The 21,245-nt window shown below is 61.0% G+C and carries 19 protein-coding genes, 1 tRNA gene, 1 pseudogene and 1 riboswitch; of the genes and pseudogenes, 11 read left to right on the top strand and 10 right to left on the bottom strand.

Annotated features, from left to right (window positions below; translation table 11 throughout):
- Positions 1-15: 15 nt before the first annotated feature.
- The 3 genes from pstB to phoB all read left to right on the top strand — a co-directional run bounded on the left by pstB (position 16) and on the right by phoB (position 2,405).
- A complete protein-coding gene (pstB, locus tag G9X68_RS06535) occupies positions 16-831 on the top strand; it encodes a phosphate ABC transporter ATP-binding protein PstB (RefSeq protein WP_168312375.1) in 816 nt (271 codons plus the stop codon).
- A 44-nt stretch (positions 832-875) separates the two neighbouring features.
- The gene (gene phoU / locus G9X68_RS06530; protein ID WP_003545180.1) at positions 876-1,589 is read left to right on the top strand and encodes a phosphate signaling complex protein PhoU; all 714 of its coding nucleotides are present in this window, start codon (positions 876-878) and stop codon (positions 1,587-1,589) included.
- A gap of 132 nt (positions 1,590-1,721) precedes the next feature.
- Positions 1,722-2,405 (top strand): phosphate regulon transcriptional regulator PhoB, encoded by a 684-nt coding sequence (phoB, locus tag G9X68_RS06525; protein WP_003545181.1) that lies wholly within the window; start codon positions 1,722-1,724, stop codon positions 2,403-2,405.
- Positions 2,406-2,651: 246 nt separating this feature from the next.
- Here the strand turns inward: phoB and G9X68_RS06520 are convergent, their stop codons facing one another.
- A complete protein-coding gene (locus tag G9X68_RS06520) occupies positions 2,652-3,185 on the bottom strand; it encodes a GcrA family cell cycle regulator (RefSeq protein ID WP_171601711.1) in 534 nt (177 codons plus the stop codon).
- Between the two features lie 419 nt (positions 3,186-3,604).
- On the opposite strand from G9X68_RS06520, the gene G9X68_RS06515 reads away from it, so the two are divergent.
- The 4 genes from G9X68_RS06515 to G9X68_RS06500 all read left to right on the top strand — a co-directional run bounded on the left by G9X68_RS06515 (position 3,605) and on the right by G9X68_RS06500 (position 7,563).
- Positions 3,605-4,804 carry an aspartate aminotransferase family protein gene (locus tag G9X68_RS06515; RefSeq protein WP_171601710.1) on the top strand — a complete coding sequence of 400 codons (1,200 nt, stop codon included), beginning with the start codon at positions 3,605-3,607 and terminating at the stop codon, positions 4,802-4,804.
- A 42-nt stretch (positions 4,805-4,846) separates the two neighbouring features.
- A complete protein-coding gene (gene argF / locus G9X68_RS06510) occupies positions 4,847-5,761 on the top strand; it encodes an ornithine carbamoyltransferase (protein ID WP_064648672.1) in 915 nt (304 codons plus the stop codon).
- A 90-nt stretch (positions 5,762-5,851) separates the two neighbouring features.
- Positions 5,852-6,844: an Hsp33 family molecular chaperone gene (locus G9X68_RS06505; protein WP_171601709.1), complete on the top strand. Its 993-nt coding sequence runs from the start codon at positions 5,852-5,854 to the stop codon at positions 6,842-6,844.
- Between the two features lie 131 nt (positions 6,845-6,975).
- Positions 6,976-7,563 carry a hypothetical protein gene (locus G9X68_RS06500; RefSeq protein WP_171601708.1) on the top strand — a complete coding sequence of 196 codons (588 nt, stop codon included), beginning with the start codon at positions 6,976-6,978 and terminating at the stop codon, positions 7,561-7,563.
- 135 nt (positions 7,564-7,698) lie between these two features.
- Here the strand turns inward: G9X68_RS06500 and apaG are convergent, their stop codons facing one another.
- Together apaG and G9X68_RS06490 are read right to left on the bottom strand one after the other, a co-directional pair.
- Entirely contained in the window at positions 7,699-8,091 is a 393-nt protein-coding gene (apaG, locus tag G9X68_RS06495; RefSeq protein WP_025393038.1) for a Co2+/Mg2+ efflux protein ApaG, read from the bottom strand.
- 333 nt (positions 8,092-8,424) lie between these two features.
- Positions 8,425-9,609 (bottom strand): O-succinylhomoserine sulfhydrylase, encoded by a 1,185-nt coding sequence (locus tag G9X68_RS06490; protein ID WP_171601707.1) that lies wholly within the window; start codon positions 9,607-9,609, stop codon positions 8,425-8,427.
- Positions 9,610-9,651: 42 nt separating this feature from the next.
- Positions 9,652-9,730: riboswitch (SAM riboswitch) on the bottom strand.
- A 73-nt stretch (positions 9,731-9,803) separates the two neighbouring features.
- Between G9X68_RS06490 and G9X68_RS06485 the strand changes: the two genes are divergently transcribed.
- A complete protein-coding gene (locus G9X68_RS06485; protein WP_003545195.1) occupies positions 9,804-10,898 on the top strand; it encodes a 2'-deoxycytidine 5'-triphosphate deaminase in 1,095 nt (364 codons plus the stop codon).
- Between the two features lie 59 nt (positions 10,899-10,957).
- Positions 10,958-11,031, top strand: a tRNA-Gly gene (locus G9X68_RS06480).
- 132 nt (positions 11,032-11,163) lie between these two features.
- On the opposite strand, the gene G9X68_RS06475 is transcribed toward G9X68_RS06480, so the two are convergent.
- The 5 genes from G9X68_RS06475 to G9X68_RS06455 are packed head-to-tail and all read right to left on the bottom strand — an operon-like array spanning position 11,164 to position 16,586.
- Positions 11,164-11,673: a DUF995 domain-containing protein gene (locus G9X68_RS06475; RefSeq protein WP_171601706.1), complete on the bottom strand. Its 510-nt coding sequence runs from the start codon at positions 11,671-11,673 to the stop codon at positions 11,164-11,166.
- A gap of 18 nt (positions 11,674-11,691) precedes the next feature.
- Positions 11,692-12,630: a glycoside hydrolase family 26 protein gene (locus tag G9X68_RS06470; protein WP_171602172.1), complete on the bottom strand. Its 939-nt coding sequence runs from the start codon at positions 12,628-12,630 to the stop codon at positions 11,692-11,694.
- A gap of 19 nt (positions 12,631-12,649) precedes the next feature.
- Positions 12,650-14,557 (bottom strand): glycosyltransferase family 2 protein, encoded by a 1,908-nt coding sequence (locus G9X68_RS06465; RefSeq protein ID WP_171601705.1) that lies wholly within the window; start codon positions 14,555-14,557, stop codon positions 12,650-12,652.
- Positions 14,554-15,540 (bottom strand): UDP-glucose 4-epimerase GalE, encoded by a 987-nt coding sequence (galE, locus tag G9X68_RS06460; protein ID WP_171601704.1) that lies wholly within the window; start codon positions 15,538-15,540, stop codon positions 14,554-14,556. Before galE ends, G9X68_RS06465 begins: the two co-directional genes overlap by 4 nt.
- A complete protein-coding gene (locus tag G9X68_RS06455) occupies positions 15,540-16,586 on the bottom strand; it encodes an NAD-dependent epimerase/dehydratase family protein (RefSeq protein ID WP_171601703.1) in 1,047 nt (348 codons plus the stop codon). The genes galE and G9X68_RS06455 overlap by 1 nt, the downstream gene beginning before the upstream one ends.
- A gap of 354 nt (positions 16,587-16,940) precedes the next feature.
- On the opposite strand from G9X68_RS06455, the gene G9X68_RS06450 reads away from it, so the two are divergent.
- A complete protein-coding gene (locus tag G9X68_RS06450) occupies positions 16,941-18,089 on the top strand; it encodes an AraC family transcriptional regulator (RefSeq protein WP_171602171.1) in 1,149 nt (382 codons plus the stop codon).
- 68 nt (positions 18,090-18,157) lie between these two features.
- Here G9X68_RS06450 and G9X68_RS06445 read toward each other — a convergent pair whose 3' ends face one another.
- On the bottom strand, positions 18,158-18,436 hold the full coding sequence (locus tag G9X68_RS06445; RefSeq protein ID WP_171601702.1) for a hypothetical protein: 279 nt from the start codon (positions 18,434-18,436) through the stop codon (positions 18,158-18,160).
- A 205-nt stretch (positions 18,437-18,641) separates the two neighbouring features.
- Here G9X68_RS06445 and G9X68_RS06440 point away from each other — a divergent pair.
- Positions 18,642-18,719: pseudogene (locus G9X68_RS06440) on the top strand (VOC family protein); the annotation flags it as partial.
- 57 nt (positions 18,720-18,776) lie between these two features.
- On the opposite strand, the gene G9X68_RS06435 reads toward G9X68_RS06440, so the two are convergent.
- Positions 18,777-20,768, bottom strand: a complete 1,992-nt coding sequence (locus G9X68_RS06435) for a methyl-accepting chemotaxis protein (RefSeq protein WP_171601701.1) — start codon at positions 20,766-20,768, stop codon at positions 18,777-18,779.
- Positions 20,769-21,245: the final 477 nt, after the last annotated feature.

Here is a 21,245-nt window from a genome sequence, read left to right as displayed (position 1 = left end):
CGGAGTTACAAGATCATGAACATGTTGACGGAAGCTGCAGTTGAGAAGGCGCTGGATCAGAAGATGAGCAACGTCCCGTATAAGATGATCGGCCAGGATGTCTCGGTTTACTACGGCGAGAAGCGCGCGCTTTTCGATGTGAACCTGAACGTTCGCGAAAACACCGTAACCGCCCTGATCGGCCCGTCCGGCTGCGGCAAGTCGACCTTCCTGCGGTGCCTCAACCGCATGAACGACACGATCGACGGCTGCCGCGTCACCGGCAAGATCACGCTGGACACCGACGATGTCTATGATCCCGATATCGACGTCGTCGAACTTCGCGCCCGCGTCGGCATGGTCTTCCAGAAGCCGAATCCGTTCCCGAAGACGATCTATGAAAACGTCTCCTACGGTCCGCGCATCCATGGTCTTGCCAAGTCGAAGGCCGATCTCGACCAGATCGTCGAGACCAGCCTGCAGCGCGCCGGCCTCTGGAACGAGGTCAAGGACCGCGTGCACGAATCCGGGACGGGTCTCTCGGGCGGCCAGCAGCAGCGCCTCTGCATTGCGCGCGCCGTCGCCGTCAGCCCGGAAGTCATCCTGATGGACGAACCCTGCTCGGCGCTCGACCCGATCGCCACCGCCAAGGTCGAGGAACTGATCCACGAGCTGCGCGAGAACTACACGATCGTCATCGTCACCCACTCCATGCAGCAGGCCGCGCGCGTCTCGCAGCGCACCGCCATGTTCCACCTCGGCAATCTCGTCGAGGAGAACGACACCGACAAGATGTTCACCAATCCCGACGATCCGCGCACCCAGGACTACATCATGGGTCGCTTCGGCTGATTTTGGCGACACCAAGCCTTCCCGTTATTCGAGGATAAAGCCCCATGGCATCGACACATATTTTTTCTGCCTATGATGATGATTTGAAGTTCCTGTCCAGGCGGATTTCCGAAATGGGCGGCCTGGCCGAGCAGATGGTCGGCGAATCCGTGCGGGCGCTGGTCAACGGCGATACCGCGCTGGCGCAGAAGGTCATCTCTGACGATGTGATCCTCGATCACGCCGAACGCGAAATCGGCGATAAGGCGATCGTCACGATCGCCCGCCGTCAGCCGATGGCCTCGGACCTGCGTGAAATCATGGGTTCGATCCGCATCGCCGCCGACCTCGAACGTGTCGGCGACCTCGGCAAGAACACGGCCAAGCGCGTCATCGCCGTCCAAAGCACCGGCGTTCCCCGCAAGCTTGCCCGCGGCCTCGAGCATCTGTCCGAACTGGCGCTCGTCCAGCTCAAGGAAGTGCTCGACGTCTACACCAATCGTTCAGCCGACAAGGCGAATGCGATCCGTGAACGCGACAACGAGATCGACGCGATGTACACATCGCTGTTCCGCGAACTCCTGACCTATATGATGGAAGATCCGCGCAACATCACCAGCTGCACGCATCTTCTCTTCTGCGCCAAGAATATCGAGCGCATCGGCGACCATGCCACCAACATCGCCGAGACGATTTTTTACATGGCGACAGGTGCGCAGCCGGAAGGCGATCGTCCGAAGGACGACAGCGCCAACACCGTCGGCGCGGTCACCGAATAGCGCCCACACCAGTCAATTGCGTGCGCGCCCGTCCGGGCGCGCAAAGAGGTCGCAGCCAATTTCTGAATTTGCGCAGGATGCATTGCTTAAATCACCCTGGTTTAAGGATCATGCGCGAGGAGATCGAGACGCATGATCCCGAGAGTTGCAGTTGTTGAAGACGAGGAAGCCCTCAGCGTGCTTCTTCGCTATAATCTCGAAGCGGAAGGCTTCGAGGTCGATACCATCCTTCGTGGCGACGAAGCCGAAATGAGGCTTCAGGAGCGCACGCCCGATCTTCTCATCCTCGATTGGATGCTGCCGGGCGTCTCCGGCATCGAGCTCTGCCGGCGCCTGCGTATGCGGCCGGAAACCGAGCGCCTGCCGATCATCATGCTGACGGCGCGCGGCGAGGAAAGCGAGCGCGTCCGCGGATTGTCGACGGGTGCTGACGATTATGTCGTCAAGCCCTTCTCGACCCCCGAGCTCGTTGCCCGCGTCAAGGCAATGCTGCGCCGTGCCCGTCCCGAGGTGTTGTCGACGGTGCTGAAATGCGGTGACATCGAGCTCGACCGCGAGACCCATCGCGTCCATCGCAAGACCCGCGAAGTCCGCCTTGGCCCCACCGAATTCCGCCTGCTGGAATTCCTGATGTCGTCGCCGGGCCGGGTCTTCTCCCGCTCGCAGCTTCTCGACGGCGTCTGGGGCCACGATATCTATGTCGACGAGCGCACCGTCGACGTCCATGTCGGCCGCCTGCGCAAGGCGCTGAATTTTTCCAACATGCAGGACGTTATCCGCACCGTCCGCGGCGCCGGTTATTCGATGGAAGCCTGAGGGCTTCCATCTGAGCCTGCTGACAAAGCCCTGGCAAAGCCCGCGACGTCATCCTCGGCCTTGTGCCGAGGATCTGCGCACGCCAAATTAAGCAACTGAAAATAAACGGTTTTCCCTCAAGTAGTTGAGGTGATCAGATGCTCGGCACAAGGCCGAGCATGACGGAGGGAAGCCTGAGCTTCCATCCGCGCATAAGAAAACGGGCCACTCGGCCCGTTTCTACATTCTGACGATGGCTGCCCGCGTTCAGCTTGCCCGCGCTGCCGCCCGGCGGCGTTCGTTGACCGGCTGGTAGGCAAGCTTCTGGTGATAGCTGCAATAGGGCGAATTGTCGGGGGACTCGCAGCCGCAGAAGTGGAAGTCGTCCTTCAGCGGATCGCCGACCGGCCACTTGCAGGTGCGCTCGGTCAGTTCCGTCAGGCCGAGGCGGCGCGAAATCGGCACCACCACATTGCCTCTCGGCACGTATTCCATTTCCTCGATCGTTTCGATCTCGATCTCTTCCTTCAGCATCGTCGCGCCCTGCTGGCGGGTAACGGTGCGGGTGGTGATCCGGGAGGCGTAGTTCGGCGCGCGCGGCGCCGATGTATTGCGTTTCGGCGTTCGCGCCGCGGTGTTGGTGCCGCCGGCCTTGGCGCGGCCCGGAAGGCTTAGCCGGTGCACTTTGCCGATGACCGCGTTTCTGCTGACCCCGCCGAGTTGCGCAGCGATCTGGCTGGCGCTCAGTCCTTCGGCCCAAAGCTTCTTGAGTTTCTCGACCCGCTCGTCTGTCCAGTTCATGCCCTGTCTCCACCTTTTGCGTTGGTGATGGCAGAATCCCTCACCGTTGTCCCGGGAGCTCCGAAACAAGAAACGCTTGATCAATTTTGGTGACTAGTTCCGCCGCATGCAGTCTAGTAATTGATCTTTAACCTAGTGTGAGGCTGACTCCGTGACAAGAGTCGCATGAATCCGGATGAATCGAATTCGTAGTTTTCCCCAACTTGCTGCCTCTGCGTGTCATTTCTGCAATAATGCCTGTTGAAGACTGAGAATGCCGCTGTACACCCTTGCTGCATAGGCTAAGGGCGCAGTTTTGTTGACATTGCAGCGCGAAAAGGAAATAGTGCCAGTCGCCGCCGCAAGGCGGCATTTTTAATTTCTCGGGCCTGTTTCCTTAGCCGGAGTCATTGCCCGGCAACTTTGATGGAGATCGCGCAATGGCTGAAGCCACGCCGCTTTATGACACCTATTCTCGTGCCCCGCTGCGGTTCGAGCGAGGCGAGGGCGTGTGGCTGATCACCGAAAGCGGCGAGCGATATCTCGATTTCGGCGCCGGCGTCGCCGTCACCTCCGTCGGCCACAGCAATCCGCATGTGGTCGGCGCGCTGAAGGAGCAGGCCGACAAGGTCTGGCACCTGTCGAATATCTATGAGATCCCCGGCCAGGAGCGCTTGGCAAAACGGCTGACGGACGCCACCTTCGCCGACAAGGTGTTCTTCACCAATTCAGGCGCCGAGGCGCTCGAATGCGCGATCAAGACGGCGCGCCGCTATCAGTTTTCCAAGGGCCATCCCGAGCGCTTCCATATCATCACCTTCGAAGGCGCCTTCCACGGACGGACACTGGCGACGATCGCCGCTGGTGGCCAGGAGAAATATCTCGAAGGCTTCGGCCCCAAAGCGCCGGGTTTCGATCAGGTGGCTTTCGGCGACATCGAAGCGGTCCGCGCCGCGATCACCGAGGCGACGGCCGGCATCCTCATCGAGCCGGTACAGGGCGAGGGTGGCGTCCGTCCTGCCACGCCTGAGTTCATGAAGGCGCTTCGCCAGCTCTGCGACGACAACGACCTGCTGTTGATCCTCGACGAGGTCCAGACCGGTGTCGGCCGCACCGGCAAGCTCTTCGCTCATGAATGGTCGGGCATCACGCCGGACATCATGGCTGTCGCCAAGGGCATCGGCGGCGGTTTCCCGCTCGGCGCCTGCCTTGCCACATCAGAGGCCGCCTCCGGCATGAAGGCCGGCACGCATGGCTCGACCTATGGCGGCAATCCGCTTGCCATGGCCGTCGGCAGCGCCGTGCTCGACATCATCCTTGCCGATGGCTTCCTCCAGCAGGTGCGCGACGTAGCACTTGTCTTCCGCCAGGGTCTCGCCTCGCTGAAGGATCGTTATCCCGATGTGATCGAGGATATCAGGGGCGAGGGGCTTTTGCTCGGCATCAAGGCTGCCGTTCCCTCAGCCGAACTGCTGCAGGCGATCCGCGCCGCCCATCTGCTCGGCGTGCCCGCCGGCGACAACGTCATCCGCCTTCTTCCGCCGCTCGTGGTCACCGCCGAGGAAGCCCGCGAGGGGCTCGTCCGCATCGAGCGCGCCGCCGAGAGCATCCGCGCTTCCAAGGTCAAGAAGACGGCTTGAAGAAATTGCCGCCTTCGGGCGCAGCACAGGTAAGAAGACGATATGAGCCCTAAACACTTCCTCGATCTTTCGGCGGTTACATCCGCCGATCTCAGAACGATCATGAACGATGCGCTCGCCCGCAAGCAGGCCTTCAAGGCAGGCACGGGCGACAAGCCGCTCGCCGGCAAGATGCTGGCGATGATCTTCGAGAAGCCGTCGACGCGCACCCGCGTCTCCTTCGACGTCGGCATGCGCCAGCTCGGTGGTGAAACGCTGTTTCTGTCCGGCACCGAGATGCAGCTCGGCCGCGCCGAGACGATCGGCGACACGGCCAAGGTGCTGTCGCGCTATGTCGATGCGATCATGATCCGCACCACCGAGCACTCGCGGCTGCTGGAGCTTGCCCAGCATGCGACCGTGCCTGTGATCAATGCGCTGACGGATGATACCCATCCCTGCCAGATCATGGCCGACATCATGACCTTCGAAGAGCACCGCGGCCCGATCAAGGGCAAGACCATCGCCTGGACCGGCGACGGCAACAATGTGCTGCATTCGCTGGTCGAGGGTGCCGCGCGTTTCGGCTACCGCATGAACATGGCCGTACCCCTTGGCTCCGAGCCCAAGGATCACTATCTGAACTGGGCCCGCAATGAGGGCGCCGAAATCATGCTTTGCCATGATGCCGACCGTGCGGTCGCCGGCGTCGATTGCGTGGTGACCGATACCTGGGTCTCCATGAATCAGGAACATCGGGCCCGGGGTCACAATGTCTTCCAGCCTTATCAGGTCAACGCGGCCTTGATGGCGAAAGCCGGCAATGATGCATTGTTCATGCATTGCCTGCCCGCCCATCGCGGTGAGGAAGTGACGGACGAAGTGATCGACGGTCCGCAATCCGTAGTCTTCGATGAAGCGGAAAACCGCCTTCATGCGCAGAAGTCGATTCTTGCTTGGTGCCTGGGCGCGATCTGAACCATAATCGGATGTCGCGAGTCACAGACTCGCGACCGCGTGAGCGAAGGGCACGCTGGCCCGTCGCTCTGAAAACTAGGAGTGAAGGCCATGGCAGAAGCTGCAGCCGCCCTCGGCCAGTTCGATTTCGCCGGCGATGACCATGTCGTCCCCTTCCAGGTAGAGGGGCTGGATGTGCGTGGCCGCGCCGTCCAGCTCGGCCCGATGCTCGATGCGATCCTAGAGCGCCATCATTATCCCGCACCCGTTGCCCGGCTGCTTGCCGAAGTCGTCGTGCTGACGGTGCTGCTCGGCACCTCGCTGAAGTTCGACGGCAAGTTCACGGTGCAGACCAAGGGTGACGGCCCGGTCGATCTTCTCGTCGCCGATTTTTCGACGCCGGAGAATGTCCGCGCCTATGCCCGTTTCGATCAGGCGCTGCTCAACAAGGCGATCGAGTCTGGTGAAACTGAGCCGGAGCAATTGCTCGGCAAGGGCGTGCTCGCCTTCACCATCGACCAGGGCAAGTTCAGCCAGCCCTACCAGGGCATCGTTCCGCTCGACGGCACCACGCTGGAAGAAATTGCCGGCGTCTATTTCCGCCAGTCGGAGCAGATCCCGACGCGTGTCCGCCTTGCCGCGGCCGAACTTTTCGACCGTGACGATGCCGGCAAGCCGCGCCATCGCTGGCGGGCCGGCGGCCTCGTTGCCCAGTTCCTGCCGGAGGCGCCGGAGCGCATGCGCCAGCCGGATCTGCACGGCGGCGACGGCGACACCGGCAGCCGCCCGCATGGCGACGACGACGCCTGGGTCGAAGCGCGTTCGCTGGTCGAAACCATCGACGCCGACGAGCTCACCGATCCGCTTGTCGGCACCGAGCGGCTGCTGTTCCGCTTGTTCCACGAGCGCGGCGTGCGCGTCTACGAACCGCGCGCCGTCTTCGATCGCTGCAGCTGCTCGCGCGACAAGATCAAGGGCGTGCTGAAGGGCTTTTCGGCCGAGGAGATCGAGGCCAGCCAGGAAAACGGCGAGATCGCCGTCACCTGCGAATTCTGCTCGACCACCTACCGCTTCGAGCCGGCCGAGCTCCAGCCGGCGGAGTAGGCGCGGTTAAGGACACGTTGAACGAATACAAAAGATTAGCGATGATCCAGCACAGTGACTCGACTTTCGGTAGTCACTGTGCACCTATTCTGCTTCATTGGTTCTGGCCTAAGAAGCGGGATGGGGCGTTGATGCGACTTATGTTTTTTGTACTCGCGCTCATAGCTGCGATGCCACGAATGAGCTTGGCTGATAACGAGACAATCCAATGGAAAGAGGTCGGCGGCTGGACCGTGGCTGTCGACCCGACTTTAGACAATGGCTGTTTTGTTCTGACGTCCTTTGATGACGACACCATTTTTCGTCTTGGCTTCAATTTTCGAAAAAAGGACAAACCTCTGTACATTCTGCTCGGAAATCCGAACTGGAAATCCTTGGAGAAAGGTAAGCATTATCCCATCGAACTGTCGTTAGACCAGACTCAATGGACGGCTGACGCGAGAGGTCTGGATCTCGACGGCCTCAAATCATTGTGGATCGATACCGACGATACCGACTTGATTGAGGAGTTCTCTGGTAAACTGAGTTTCCGCGCCCGCTTTAACGGAAAAGAAATTGCTGCCCTCGGTCTGAAAGATTCCGAGAGGGCAGCGGATGAGTTGCTCGCCTGCCAAAAGGCGGTAAACGATGCGGTCATGAAACAGCCGGCGCCGCCACAATCAAAAGATCCGTTCGAAGCAAAGCCAGGCACCCAGGCCTCGGATCCTTTTGACCTTTAGCAGATTGATGACTGGGCAAGCCCGAGGATTTACGACCGCGGGCACGGCGTCCATGTTGGTACTGACTGGAAGGCTGCAGCCGGCCGCGTCCGAGCGCCGTGTTTGCACTGACGAAACGACCGCGAACCTACGCTCTCAATTGAGCACGCGCAGCAGTCCAGGCGAATCCAGCGAGAAGGCGGGGATGTCGACATCGAACATCTCTCCATCGTCCGTTTCCATCTGGTAATGGCCGAACATCAGCCCTGAGGGCGTGTCGAGCGGGCAGCCGGAGGAATATTCGTAGGTGTCGCCGGGGCTGAGCCGCGGCTGCTCGCCGACGACGCCGGGGCCGGTCACCTCGTCCACCTGGCCGTTCTGGTCGGTGATGTTCCAGTAACGATTGACCAGCCGAACGGCTATGTTGGAATTGTTGCTGATGACAATCCGGTAACCCCAGACATAGCGATCGTCTTCCGGATCGGATTGCTCCTCCAGATAGAACGGCTCGACGACTACTTCGATCTCTCTTGTGAGGGCGCGATACATGCCTTGCACCTTAGTCAAGATATGTTACCCGTATCTTATAAGAGGCCCTGTCCGTCAAGAAACGGAACAATTATCATCGCTGAAATGGCTGTGATCCGAAGGGGTTTCGATCGTTAAGCCTAATTGTCAGTGTTAATTCCGTTTCGGAACGCCGCGGCAGACGAACTTGTTCCCCCCCGGTCTCACCTTGGTGAGATCCGGCACGGCCGAACTCCAAGCATGTCGCGCAAAAATGTGCAGCGGTTTTGCGATAACGACATGCGTAAAACAAAAACTAAAGCGCGAGGAGCGAATGCGACGCGCTTTAGAGGTCCGGCCGCCTTTACCCCTAGATCAGGCCGAAACCTTGGCAAGCGCCCGCGCGAAATCCTCGATCAGGTCGTCGGTATCTTCGATGCCGGCCGAAAGGCGGACCGTACCAGGCGAGATGCCGAGTTCGGCGCGGGCCTCTTCCGTCAGGTTCTTGTGCGTCGTCGTTGCCGGGTGGGTGATCAGGCTCTTGCTGTCGCCGAGATTGTTGGAGATCTTGATGATATCGAGCGCGTTCTGCAGCGCAAAGGCGGCATCCTTGCCGCCCTTCAGCTCGAAGGCGACCAGCGTCGAGCCGCCGGTCATCTGCTTGGCGATGATATCGGCCTGCGGATGATCCTTGCGGCCGGGATAAATCACCTTGGCGACCTTGCCTTGCTCGGCCAGGAAATCGGCGATCTTTGCGGCATTCTCGGTCTGCTGGCGCACGCGCAGCGGCAGCGTCTCGATGCCCTTCAGCAAAGTCCAGGCGTTGAACGGCGACATGGCCGGGCCGGTATGGCGGAAATAATCGTGCAGGTTCTCGTCGATCCATTCCTTATCGGAAAGCACGACGCCGCCGAGGCAGCGGCCCTGTCCATCAATATGCTTGGTGGCGGAATAGACGACGATATGGGCGCCGAGCTCCAAGGGCTTCTGGAAGAGCGGTGTCGCAAAGACGTTGTCGACAACGACCTTGGCGCCGATCTGGTTGGCGAGCTTGGCGACGCCTGCAATATCGATCACTTCGAGCGTCGGATTGGTCGGGCTTTCCAGGAAGAACACCTTCGTCTTCGCTGTGATCGCCTTTTCCCAATTCGCCAGATCCCGGCCGTCGATCAGCGTGCAGTCGATGCCGTATTTCGGCGCCAGCGTCTCGACCACCCAGCGGCAGGAGCCGAACAGGGCACGCGCGGCGACGATATGATCGCCTGATTTCAGCTGGCAGAGGATCGCCGCGGTGACGGCGGCCATGCCGGAAGCGGTGGCGCGGGCGTCTTCGGCGCCTTCGAGCATGCACATGCGCTTTTCGAACATGTCGTTGGTGGGGCTGCCGTAGCGGGCGTAGATGAAGCCCTCCGTCTCACCCTTGAAGCGGGCTTCGGCCGCCTCCGACGTCTCGTAGACGAAGCCTTGGGTGAGATAGATTGCCTCGGACGTCTCGCCATATTGCGAACGCAGCGTGCCACCGTGAACGAGTTGGGTTGCCGGGCGCCAGGTCTTGCTCATGCCATCACCTTCACATAACAAAAAAACCGGTCGCAAAAGCAGACCGGTTTCAACCCGGTCTTTTTAGCCACTTGTTTAACGTGGCTGCAAGCCGACCGGCCAAATCACCACGGGATAATTCTGCAATACTGCTGTTAGCTGCTTGCGTCAATTCCCCGAGTTTGGTTTTGTCGGCGGCAAATGATGGATGAGGCATGATGGCTCGCGAAACGGGAATTCTGGCGGATCGCGCGATCTCCGCGCTGTTCGAAACGGGGCGTCTGATCTCCGAACGGGAGCTGGACCGCGACCAGATCCAGCCGGCAAGCCTTGACTTGCGCTTGGGCGGCAAGGCGTTTCGCGTGCGCGCCAGCTTCATGCCAGGCCCCTCGCATCTTGTGTCCGATAAGCTTGACCGGCTGAGCCTGCACGTGATCGACCTCTCCGAAGGGGCGGTGCTCGAAACCGGCTGCGTCTACATCGTGCCGCTGATGGAGAGCTTAGCGCTGCCGGCCGATATGTCTGCCTCGGCCAATCCGAAGAGCTCGACCGGCCGCCTCGATATCTTCACCCGCGTCATCACCGATTACGCCCAGGAATTCGACAAGATCCCATCAGGCTATTCCGGCCCGCTCTATCTCGAAATCAGCCCGCGCACCTTCCCGATCGTCGTGCGCCGCGGCTCGCGCCTGTCGCAGATCCGTTTCCGCGTCGGCCAGGCTCTGCTCGGCGAGCCGGAACTTTTGAAACTGCACGAAAGCGAGACGCTGGTCGCCAGCAAGCTGCCCAACGTTTCGGGCGGCGGCATCGCGCTGTCGATCGACCTCGCCGGAGATAAGGAAGGCCTGATCGGTTATCGCGGCAAACATCACACCGCCGTCGTCGATGTCGACAAGAAAGCCCAGCACGATATCTATGATTTCTGGGAACCGCTCTATAGCCGCGGCCGCAACGAACTGATCCTCGATCCCGACGAGTTCTATATCCTCGTCTCGCGCGAGGCGGTGCACGTGCCGCCGGATTATGCCGCCGAGATGACCCCCTTCGATCCGCTGGTCGGCGAATTCCGCGTCCATTATGCCGGCTTCTTCGATCCGGGCTTCGGCCATGCGCCTGCCGGCGGACGCGGCAGCCGCGCGGTGCTCGAAGTGCGCAGCCACGAAGTGCCCTTCATCCTCGAAGACGGCCAGATCGTCGGCCGCCTCGTCTACGAACATATGCAGGAAAAGCCCGCCAGCCTCTACGGCTCCGGCCTCGGCTCCAACTACCAGGCCCAGGGCCTGAAACTCTCGAAACACTTCCGCATCTGAGGCATTACATCTGGCGCGACTTGACAGCCGCCCCCATCTGTTGGAAATCTCAGCTCATCGCGGGTGTAGCTCAATGGTAGAGCAGCAGCTTCCCAAGCTGAATACGAGGGTTCGATTCCCTTCACCCGCTCCAGCTGCCCCAGCCGTTCGTTCGCCGCCTTTTGAAGGCGCTTCGCGATATTTTATGAAAAGGGTTGCGCGCAGACATCGGCTCCTACAAGGACACAGATGGCGCCTCGGCCGCGCGCAACCCCTAGCTTCGCCTTTATTTGGTCTTACTGACGCTCGTCTCAATTCTCCCCAATTGAGACCTCACGTAGTCGCCGTGGCGAAGCTTTGCGAATTCGTCGGTGGCTTGTGCCGGTGCGCTCTTGAAAACGTACCATTCACCGTCCGGTTCGCGTTTCTGATAGATCAGGCCGCCCTTCTTGCGGTGGCTGAAGCAGGTGATTGCCGTCGCCGTTCCGGTCCTGGCGTGCCAGGCGGCGTTGAAGCAGAGTTTCCCCGACTCCGTGATGAACCAGCGGCCCGTGCCCAAGGACGGCGAGCCATTTTCCCGTGACCAGGCGGTAAAGCGACGCGCCTTTGCGGAGAAGTGGCCGGCGCCGGCTTTCCACATCCAGGAATTCTGGTTGTAGAGCCGATAGATTTCCGAGCTGCTCATCGGCTTTGCGGTCTCGATCCCCGCAGGCTCATTGGTTCCGGCCGCGGACGCAGCCGTGGCGATACCGCTGGTCAGGGCCACGGCCAGGAGCATTTTTTGAAGCATGAACATGGTCAGGTTCCTTCTTGTTCAATTGATGCTTTGGCGGACGAGCCGCCAGTCGGGGCGGCCATAGCCGTCCGGCCACGGATAGACTTCACGGTCGTTAAAGTAGACAACGGCGCTGAGCGCCGGGAACTGGGGATAGCGTTTCGTTACGCTCTCGGCCCAGTTTCGCACGAAGGGTTCGTCGCCCTCGTAGCCGAGTTCGGCAACCATGATGGGCTTGCCGTAACCAGCGACACGGGCGTATCCGGGCGCAAGGTGCTCGGCAAACGTCTGGTCGCGGCCAGTCTTGTCCCTGTCGTATTGCTCCAGGCCAAAGACCGAGAGCCCGATGAGATCGACGACATCGTTACCGGGATAGAAGGCTTGAAGCCCCTCATTGCCCTTCGGTGACCACATGTATTTGGCCGTCTTCAGGTGGACCTTGCAGACATCCACCATCCGGCGATAGGCTTTGACATAATCGGCGCCCTGCCAATGCGACCAGGAGAACTGGCTGTCGGTTTCGTCCATTTCCTGTCCCCAGCGAATGATGACCGGACTTTTCAGCTTGGCAGCAGTCGAGCAGACGGCGGCCATGTTCGCATCGCGCGAACCGTCCAGGATGCTGTGCAGCAGTTCCTGCGAGGTTTGGCGCCAATCGGGTGACCAGGTCCAGGGCTCGACCGAGATCAGCAGGGTGCGGCCACGCGCTTGCGCATAATTGTCGGCGATGGCGAGCGTCTGGAGATCGACATCTTCCCAGGGCAGGAAGAGGTGTTCGATCTTGGAATCGGACGAGGCGCCTAAATCTCCGTGCGGATCATAGGCGCCGAACGTGATCGACTCCTTCGTGATGACCGGCATTTTGGCCGGCGGCGCAATGGACGATGTCGTCATTGCAAGCGGCTGCCCTTCGGCAGAGCTGCCCAGAGCGGTCGGCAGGATCGCGACTCCCGACAGCAACAGGCCGGTTAACGACAACAGGGCTATTTTGGATGGGCTATGCATTGTGTACTTCCTCCACGCTCGGCCGCACATCCGGGTGAGCGGCATCGGTTCTCAGTTGGATCTCCTCCGGATCGGAAATCCATCGTGGTTTGAAAAAGATCGTGCGCAGGGCGGTCCCGCCCCGGCCTGCACCGGCGACGGCATAGCGCTCTTCGAACAGCTGCAGGCGGCCGCTGCCCCAGGCGAGTGCCTCGGTCGCATCCTTTCCGCGCATGACGGTTGCAACCCCCGGCAGCGCGACGAGCGCAACAAGCACGGTCGCCATCGCCGGACGGTAGAAACGCGGGGCCGCCGCAACGGTATTTTCCTTCGAATGGCGCCCGACGATGACCAACAGCAGCGCGCAGTAGATCGCCGCGTTCAGGACGGTAAAGAAGTAACCCCCCTTGGAAGCGCCGGCATCGTCGATTGCCAGGGCGGGCAATACCGCCATGAGCGCCAGCAAAGCGTAGGGCGCCAGGACACGCACCGGCAGCAGATCGACTTCGGACCGCCCTTTCGGCGTGACGCGGAAATCGACGAAGGAGCCTGTCACAAAATCGTGCACCGCAGCCAGCGTGCCAGCGAGCGCCCAGGGCCAGCGCGCGAAGAGAAAGAGCATGCATTCCCAGCTCAGGATCTTGGCGTCGTAGGGGCGGAAAGAGCTGCTGGCGCGCCAGCGATAGGCCATCACCACGAGAGCGATAGAAAGCGGTGCGAAATGCGCCAGGAAATCGGGATAGGTCACCGTCACGAAGTTCTGGCCGCGCACGAGCGCGATGATCGGCAGCGCAAACATGAGCAACATAAAGAACGCAAAAAGCGGATACCAGAGTTGCGAAAAGAGGAACTGGAACTTGAGCCGGGGCGGCAGCCGGCCGACGAGGCTCGGCGAGTACCGCAACAGCACCATGACCAGGCTGCGCGACCACTGGAATTCCTGCGTCACGAGGTCGCTGAAGGTTCTGGGGCCGTCACCATGGGCGATGGCATCCAGCGCATGCACCCCCCGCCAGCCGCCGGCATTCATCATCAATGTCGTCGAATGGTCTTCAGCCAACTCCGGACCGAGGCCGCCGATCTGCTTGAGGGCGACGGTACGCACCGCGTAATGCGACCCTATGCACATCGGCGCCAGGCCGCCATTGTAACCGGCTTGGAGCGAGCCATGCATGCTGGCCTCGGCATAGAGCCTTCCACGTGCCGACCAGCTTTCGGAAGCGTTCCTGTCGCAAATGCTGGGGGCCGAGACATAGCCGACCTTTGGATCGGCGAACGGACGCAGCATGTGGAAGAGATAGTCGGGCGCGGGAACATGATCCGCATCGAGTTGCGCCACGAAATCGTAGCGGCTGTAGCCGTAGTGGTCGTAGAAGAAGGCGAGGTTGCCTTCCTTGCACCGCGTGCGTCGGGGCCACGACGTCTGATGATAATCGGATCGCCCCTTGCGGGTCGAGACGAGGACCCTGTGCCCGGAGCACCAGTCGAGAGTCTCGGGGGAAGGGTCTTCGTCGGCAAGCCAGGTGTCGTGTTCCACCTCCTGGGCAAGCATTGCCAGCAGGGTTTCACGGACGACCGAGAAGGGTTCGGCCGGCGCCTTGGTCACGACCATGGCCACTCGACTGCCCGCCGGCAGGCGCAAGGGACCGTTCGGTCTTGCCGCCCGATAGAAGACGACGATGAAATAGGCCGGCAGAGCGGTAACCCAGGCAAGAACGAGGCTCACCGTAATTGTGCCGAAAGCATCGACGTGATGGCGCGGCTCCAGCCACCAGATCCAGAAATAGGCGAAGGCGCAGGCCCATACGGCCGCCGAGAACAGATATTCGGTCCGCCGATGCCCGGTCAGAACCGGGACAAGAAGCGGCTCGTGGGAGGGTCCCGGAGCATGCGTCGCTTGGGTAATCGCAAGTTCGGTCACGCGCGCGCCTCCAGTCCGAAGAACGGAGCCGCCGTCCGCACGATGGTTTCGAGGTCGGAATATCGAGGCTGGAAGCAGAGCGTCTCGCGGGCCAGGCTGGCGTCGGCGTAGAGGCAGGGCGGATCGCCCGGCCGGCGTGGATGGATGACGACCGGGACTTCGCACCCGGTCGTTTCCTGGATCACGCGCAGGACGTCCCTGATGGAAAAACCCCGCCCGGTGCCGAGGTTGACAGCGAGGTTTGCTCCGCCTTTGGCGAGATGGGTGAAGGCCTGAACATGGGCGCGCGCGAGATCTGCGACGTGAATATAGTCCCTTATGCAGGTCCCGTCAGGGGTATCGTAATCATCGCCGAATATCTCCAGGTGCGGAATCCGGCCGGCCGCGGCCAGCAGTGCCCGCGGAATGAGATGGGTTTCCGGAACGTGCCATTCGCCAAGCTCGCCATCCGGATCGGCTCCACAGGCATTGAAGTAACGCAGGGCAACATACCGCAGGCCGTAGGCCGCCGCATAATCGGCGAGCATATGCTCGAAGATCAGCTTGGTCTTGCCGTAGGGATTGATCGGAGCCTTCGGCAACGTCTCGTCGATCGGCAGCACGGAGGGGACCCCGTAGACGGCACAACTCGATGAGAAGATGACGTTCTGAAGCCCCGTCTGCCGGCAGGCATCGATAAGCGACAATGCACCGCAGACATTGTTGTTGTAATATTTCGCCGGGTTTTGCACGGACTCGCCCACATAGGCCGAGGCGGCAAAGTGGATGACGGCATCGGGAGCATATTTCTCGATGACCTCGATCAGGCATGACGTGTCGAGGACGTCACCTTCGACGAAAGGCCCCCAGCGCACGGACGAACGGTTTCCGGTCGTGAGATTGTCGTAGACGACAGGCTCAATCCCCTCCGAGCGGAGGAGCTTGGCGGTGTGGCTGCCGATATAGCCGGCACCGCCGGTGACAAGGACCCGGGGCGCATCCATCAGACCGCCTCCAGTTCGCGTGCCGGACGGGTGAGAAGGCCATCGAAATAGTCGATCGTCTGACGCAGACCGCTCGACAAGTCGATCTTCGGCCGCCAGTCGAGTTCCTGCATGGCAAGCGAAATATCGGGGCGACGCTGACGGGGATCGTCAACCGGCAGAGCGCGATGGATGATTTGCGACCGGGAGCCGGTCAATCCGATCACCTGCTCGGCCAGCTCCCGGATCGTGAATTCGCCCGGATTGCCGAGATTGACGGGCCCCGTCAGCGACGACGGTGAGGCCATCATGCGGACCATGCCGCTGATGAGATCATTGACGAAACAGAACGAGCGGGTCTGGGAACCGTCGCCATATATCGTGATGTCTTGCCCCGTCAGGGCCTGAACGATGAAATTCGAGACGACGCGGCCGTCGTCCGGACGCATCCGCGGGCCGTAGGTGTTGAAGATGCGGATGATCTTGATCTCGACGCCGTGCGTGTTGTGGAAGTCGAAGAACAGCGTCTCGGCGCACCGCTTGCCCTCGTCATAGCAGGAGCGTGGCCCGAACGAATTGACGTTGCCCCAGTAGCTTTCGACCTGCGGGTGGACGTTCGGGTCGCCGTAGACTTCGGAGGTGGATGCCTGAAGGATACGTGCGCCGGTGCGCGCGGCCAGCTCCAGAAGGTTGAGGGAGCCCAGCACGCAGGTCTTAGTCGTATGGATCGGATCGGCCTGATAATGCGGGGGCGATGCCGGGCAGGCGAGGTTGTAGATCTCGTCGACTTCCAGATCGAGCGGGTGGACGATATCGTGGGCGATGACATTGAAGCGATCGACTCGCTTCAGATGGGTGATATTGCGCCGCATGCCGGTGGAAAAATTGTCGAGGCAGATCACCTGGTGTCCGGCGGCCAAAAGCGTCTCGCAGAGATGGGATCCGAGGAAACCTGCACCGCCGGTGACAAGAACTCTCTTGGGAGCGTGGTGTATTCCGGATAGACAATTTGCATCACGAGCCGAAGATTTTACAGAGCGCGCACGAATCCTGCCAAGATAGTTCACGACTACCTCCCGTGTTTTCAGAGTTTGCTATGGGATATTCGATATTTACTTCGACATATCGCGAAACCAAGTCGTTCGATCATGCGAATATTTTATTCGTCCGGTTTTTCTTTTGGAATGAACCGATGCTTATTTAGATACAGCTAAGAAAAGCAATTGTCGTTATCCTCGCGTCCTGGAAATTATCGCTCCGTACATTTCAGAGCGAAAAGGAATATGATAAACAACTTATGCAGGAGACTCTTCGGGCGCTTCCGCTTTTTCAGACGGAGTTCTGCGGAGATTTCAGCCGCAAAAACAATTGCTTTTCTCAATTTCCATGGCTCGGGTCGGGTTATGCGCTGGAGGAATTGGATGGCTACAGGGTCTGAATCCGACGATGATCCTGCCGCGGAACAGGAACGGCCGGCGCATATGGAGCGGCGGCGCTGGCCGCGTGAACCGGCTATGCGCAAGGAACGCCCACCCCATGCCTCCCCTGCACTCGAGCCGCTGCGATTCTCGACGCAGGACCTGCCACCGGCAGAACAATTCCAGGCCTGGCGGGCACATATGGCGCCGCTCGTGGATGTTCATCTGCCGGAGGGAAAATCACCCGAAGACGGATTCCTCGCGGAGCAGACCGGCTGGCATCTCGGCGATATCCTCATCGTCCAGCAGCGCGCGCATGCCCACAGATATATCCGCGATCAGGCCATGCTTCGATCGAGCCCCATCGACCATTGGAACGTCGGCCTGCAGCGCAGCGGCCAGGCCTGGACCGAGGTCAACCGTCGTGTCACCGAGACCGGTGCCGGCGAGATATTTTTCATGTCTCTCGGCAGCCCCTATCGCGGACGGACGACCGATACCGAAGCTTTGCTGGTGTTCCTGCCGTATGAGATGCTGGCTCGCGATGCGAGCCTTCTCCAGAGCGCCGGCAACACGGTTCTTTCGGGCAGCCACGCCGAGTTGCTCACGGGCTATCTCACCGGCCTCGAAACGAACCTCGGGAATCTGACGATAGAGGAAGTGCCCCGGATCATCCAAACCATCGGCGATATGGTCGTTGCGGGCGCCGCATCGGCCACGAGGACTGATACCGGTCAAAACCAGGCCAACATGGGACTGATGGAGCGGGCGCACCGCTACATTCACGTCAATCTCCATTCGGAAAACCTGACACCGGACGTGATGTGCCGCGCGTTGGGGATTTCGCGCACGCGGCTTTATCAACTGTTTGAGGCGAGCGGAGGCGTGCTCAATTATATTCGCAAGCGGCGATTGCTGCAGGCCTATGCGGATCTCAGCAATTCGGCCGACCACAGGCCGATTTCAGAAATCGCAGAAGCCGCCGGTTTCGAGGTCGCCGCCAATTTTACGCGCGCCTTCATCCACGAATTCGGGCTGAGCCCGCGTGAAATCCGAAGGACGGTGGCAACCCAACAGCGGCCGGCTCCGGCCATCCGCTCGACGCGGCGTTACGGAAAAACGATCGGTGATTGGCTGGCCCTGACGGGTTAGTCCGGCTCGGGCAGGCTATACTCGATGTCACAAAATACCGCTTTTCTTCACACGTCCATCTCCAAAATCTAATCCCCGAAGAACCGGATCGGCTTGTATTGGCGGTGCGCGATGATCAGGCTTCGGTCTGGCTGGATGATGTAGGTTTCCTCCACCTGCCGGCCGTACTGGTCGATGAAATCATGTGGGAAGCTGGAGCCGGGCGGCGATTTGGTGAGTTTGGTGCGCGGCTGGCCACTATAGGTGATGCTGCCGGGGATGGGTTCGAGGCCCGGTCCGTCGTAGCTGACGGTGTTGCATCCCGCGAGAACGAGCGTGCCGACGAGGCCGATGACTGCAGGTTTCATGTCCATCCCTCCCAATGCCGTGAATAGTATCACTCTACGCCTCGCCGAATAGGGCTCACGACACGAATGCTCATGCCGCTCTTCAATCCTTTGAGAAGCATCCCTGGGGACGTCGTGATCGAGCGACCGGACGCGACATCCACTTATTGATATTAGGGCGAAGATCCGGTTCCTCCAGGCGTGATGACCCATCCGTTGCCGAAACGCCTTGCGCGGCGGCTGGATATTCTATTGCACGGCACCCGGAAACATCCTCGTCGAGATCGGCTGGCGGCCGGGTTAGGTCCCCAAATAGAAAGGGCGGCCGCAGCCGCCCTTGCCGATGCCTGTCTTGATCGGCTCAGAATTCCGTCCAGTCGGGATCCTGGCTTGACGATATGCTGCTGCCGGCGCCGAAGGCGTTGGCGATTTTCTGGCCGAGCGCGCGGGCCGGCGAGGCGGCTGGGCGGGCGGTGCCTTCGCGGGCGACGCGGACCGGAGCTGCCCTGGCTGCCGGGCGGGCGGCAGCGCGTGGTGCTGTGGCGATTGGCGCGCTGGTGGTGAAGCCGCCGGTGCCGGTCAGCCTGAATTGGCTGAGCAGATTGTTGAGCGCTGCCGCTTCGGTGGCGAGGTTGTGGCTGGCGGCGGTGGATTCTTCGACCATCGCCGCATTCTGCTGCGTGCCCTGATCCATGGTGTTGACGGCGGTGTTGATCTCCTGCAGGCCGATCGACTGTTCGCGGGAGGCTTCGGCGATCGCGTGGACGTGCTGGTTGATCTCCTGCACCTCGGCGACAATCGCGTCGAGCGCCTTGCCGGTTTCGCCGACCAGCGAGACGCCGGTCTGCACATGCGAACCGGAGGTGCTGATCAGCGCCTTGATCTCCTTGGCGGCCTTGGCCGAGCGTTGGGCAAGCTCGCGCACTTCCTGGGCGACGACGGCAAAGCCCTTGCCGGCATCGCCGGCGCGGGCGGCTTCGACGCCGGCGTTCAGAGCCAAAAGGTTGGTCTGGAAGGCGATGTCGTCGATGACGCCGATGATGTTGGAGATTTCGCCCGACGACTTCTCGATCTGCTGCATGGCGGAGACGGCCTTGCGGACGACCTCGCCGGATTTCTCGGCGCCGAGGCGGGTGCGGGCGACGAGCTGGCTCGCCTCCTCGGCCCGCTTGGCGGCGTCGCGCACCGTCGTGGTGATCTCCTCGAGTGCGGCTGCCGTCTCCTCGACGGAGGCCGACTGCTGTTCCGTCCGCTGGGAAAGCTGGTCTGCGGAGGAACGAATCTCGTTGGCGCCGGCACCGATCGCCCGGGCATTGGCGCCGACCGTATGCATGGTTTCGTTGAGCTTCTCGACCGAGTTGTTGAAATCCTCACGCAGCGCATCGAGATGCGCGACGAAGGGTTCGGCGATATGCGAGGCGAGATCGCCGGCGGCAAGGCGGCGCAGGCCGTCGCCGAGTGCGGTGACGGCGCGGTCGAGCTCGGATGCTTCGCGGGCCTTCTGCGCTTCGCGGTCGCGGCGCTCGCTGTCGCCAATGTCGCGGTCTGCTTCGGCGCGCGCTTCGATCCGGGCGCGCTCGATCGCATTGTCGCGGAAGACCGAAACGGCCTTTGCCATCTGGCCGACTTCGTCGCCGCGGTCGAGGCCGCTGACATCGCTTGTCGTATCGCCTTCGGCAAGCCGCGTCATGCGCTGGCGCAGCAGCATCATCGGGCCGGCGATACCGATCTGGGCCACGACCACGCTGAAGCCGACGGCAGCGAGAACGGCGATGCCGATCAGAACGAGACAGAAGACGATCCGTTCGTTGACGGAAGCCGAGAGCGCATCGCCGCCATCGTTGAGCATCGCCATCATCGCATCATTGTTGGCGATCATCTTCGGCGTCAGTGCATCGAGCTTGGCATTGATCAGGGCAACATTCGCCTGGGCGCCGGCGCCGTCCTTGGCTTTGCTCTGTTCGATGATCTTGTTCGCCAGGGTTTCGATCTCATCGATGCCCGCCTGGATTTCATCGATCGCCGGCTTTCGGCTGGGAACCAGCGCCAGCGCCTGCTTCATGCGGTCACGCGCCTGCGGCAGCTTGCTCGGTGTGGCGAGCGCCTTCTGGAATTCCGGCGTATCGGGCTTCATGTCGGCAAGCAAGCTTACCTGCAGCACCGAGGCCACCGCCGATGCGCTGGCACGCGCGCTCAGCATCGAGGCCTGCGCCTCATGATCGATGAAGGCGCTGTAGGCGGCGTCCGCACGACGGAACTCGGAAATGACGTAGATCAGCCCGGCCATCGTGATCAGCCCCAGGAGCGCCACGACCGATATGATTTTTGTGCGGATTTTCAGATGTTTCAGCATGGAAATGTCACCCGATTGACGGGGCGTGCTCGCGCGCCCGGTGCTGATGAAATCAATTGTTGCAGAAAAACGCTGCTTCAATATCGCGGTTTAGGGATTACGTTTGGGCTGACGCTTGCATCATGCGATCGGCTGGCGGGGTCCGATGTCGTCGCAACAAATAAAAGGCGATATTCTTTAATTCCGCGCTAACACGAGGCGGTGGCTGGCTGTGATTTTTAGGGACTGAGAGATTGGGTCCCATGGCCCCCCAAAGACCAAGCCGCAGAGCACCGGCATTCAAGAGAGCCTCATCCTGAGGTGCCCCGCAGGGGCCTCGAAGGGCGAGGCGGGCATTCCGGCGTCGGATCTATGCAAGGAGCGGCGTTGCGGCGTGTCCTTCGAGGCTCCGGCCCTTGGCCTGCGCACCTCAGGATGAGGGACGTTGGAGGGCGCCGCGCTGCTACGAGGCCGATGAGTTCGTGACCGTCATCCGCT

The sequence above is a fragment of the Rhizobium changzhiense genome (assembly GCF_013087625.1).
In the GTDB taxonomy this organism is placed as follows: Bacteria; Pseudomonadota; Alphaproteobacteria; order Rhizobiales; family Rhizobiaceae; genus Rhizobium; species Rhizobium sophorae.
The sequence above is the reverse complement of the archived record's forward strand: the minus strand, read 5'-3'. Positions and strand labels throughout refer to the sequence as shown.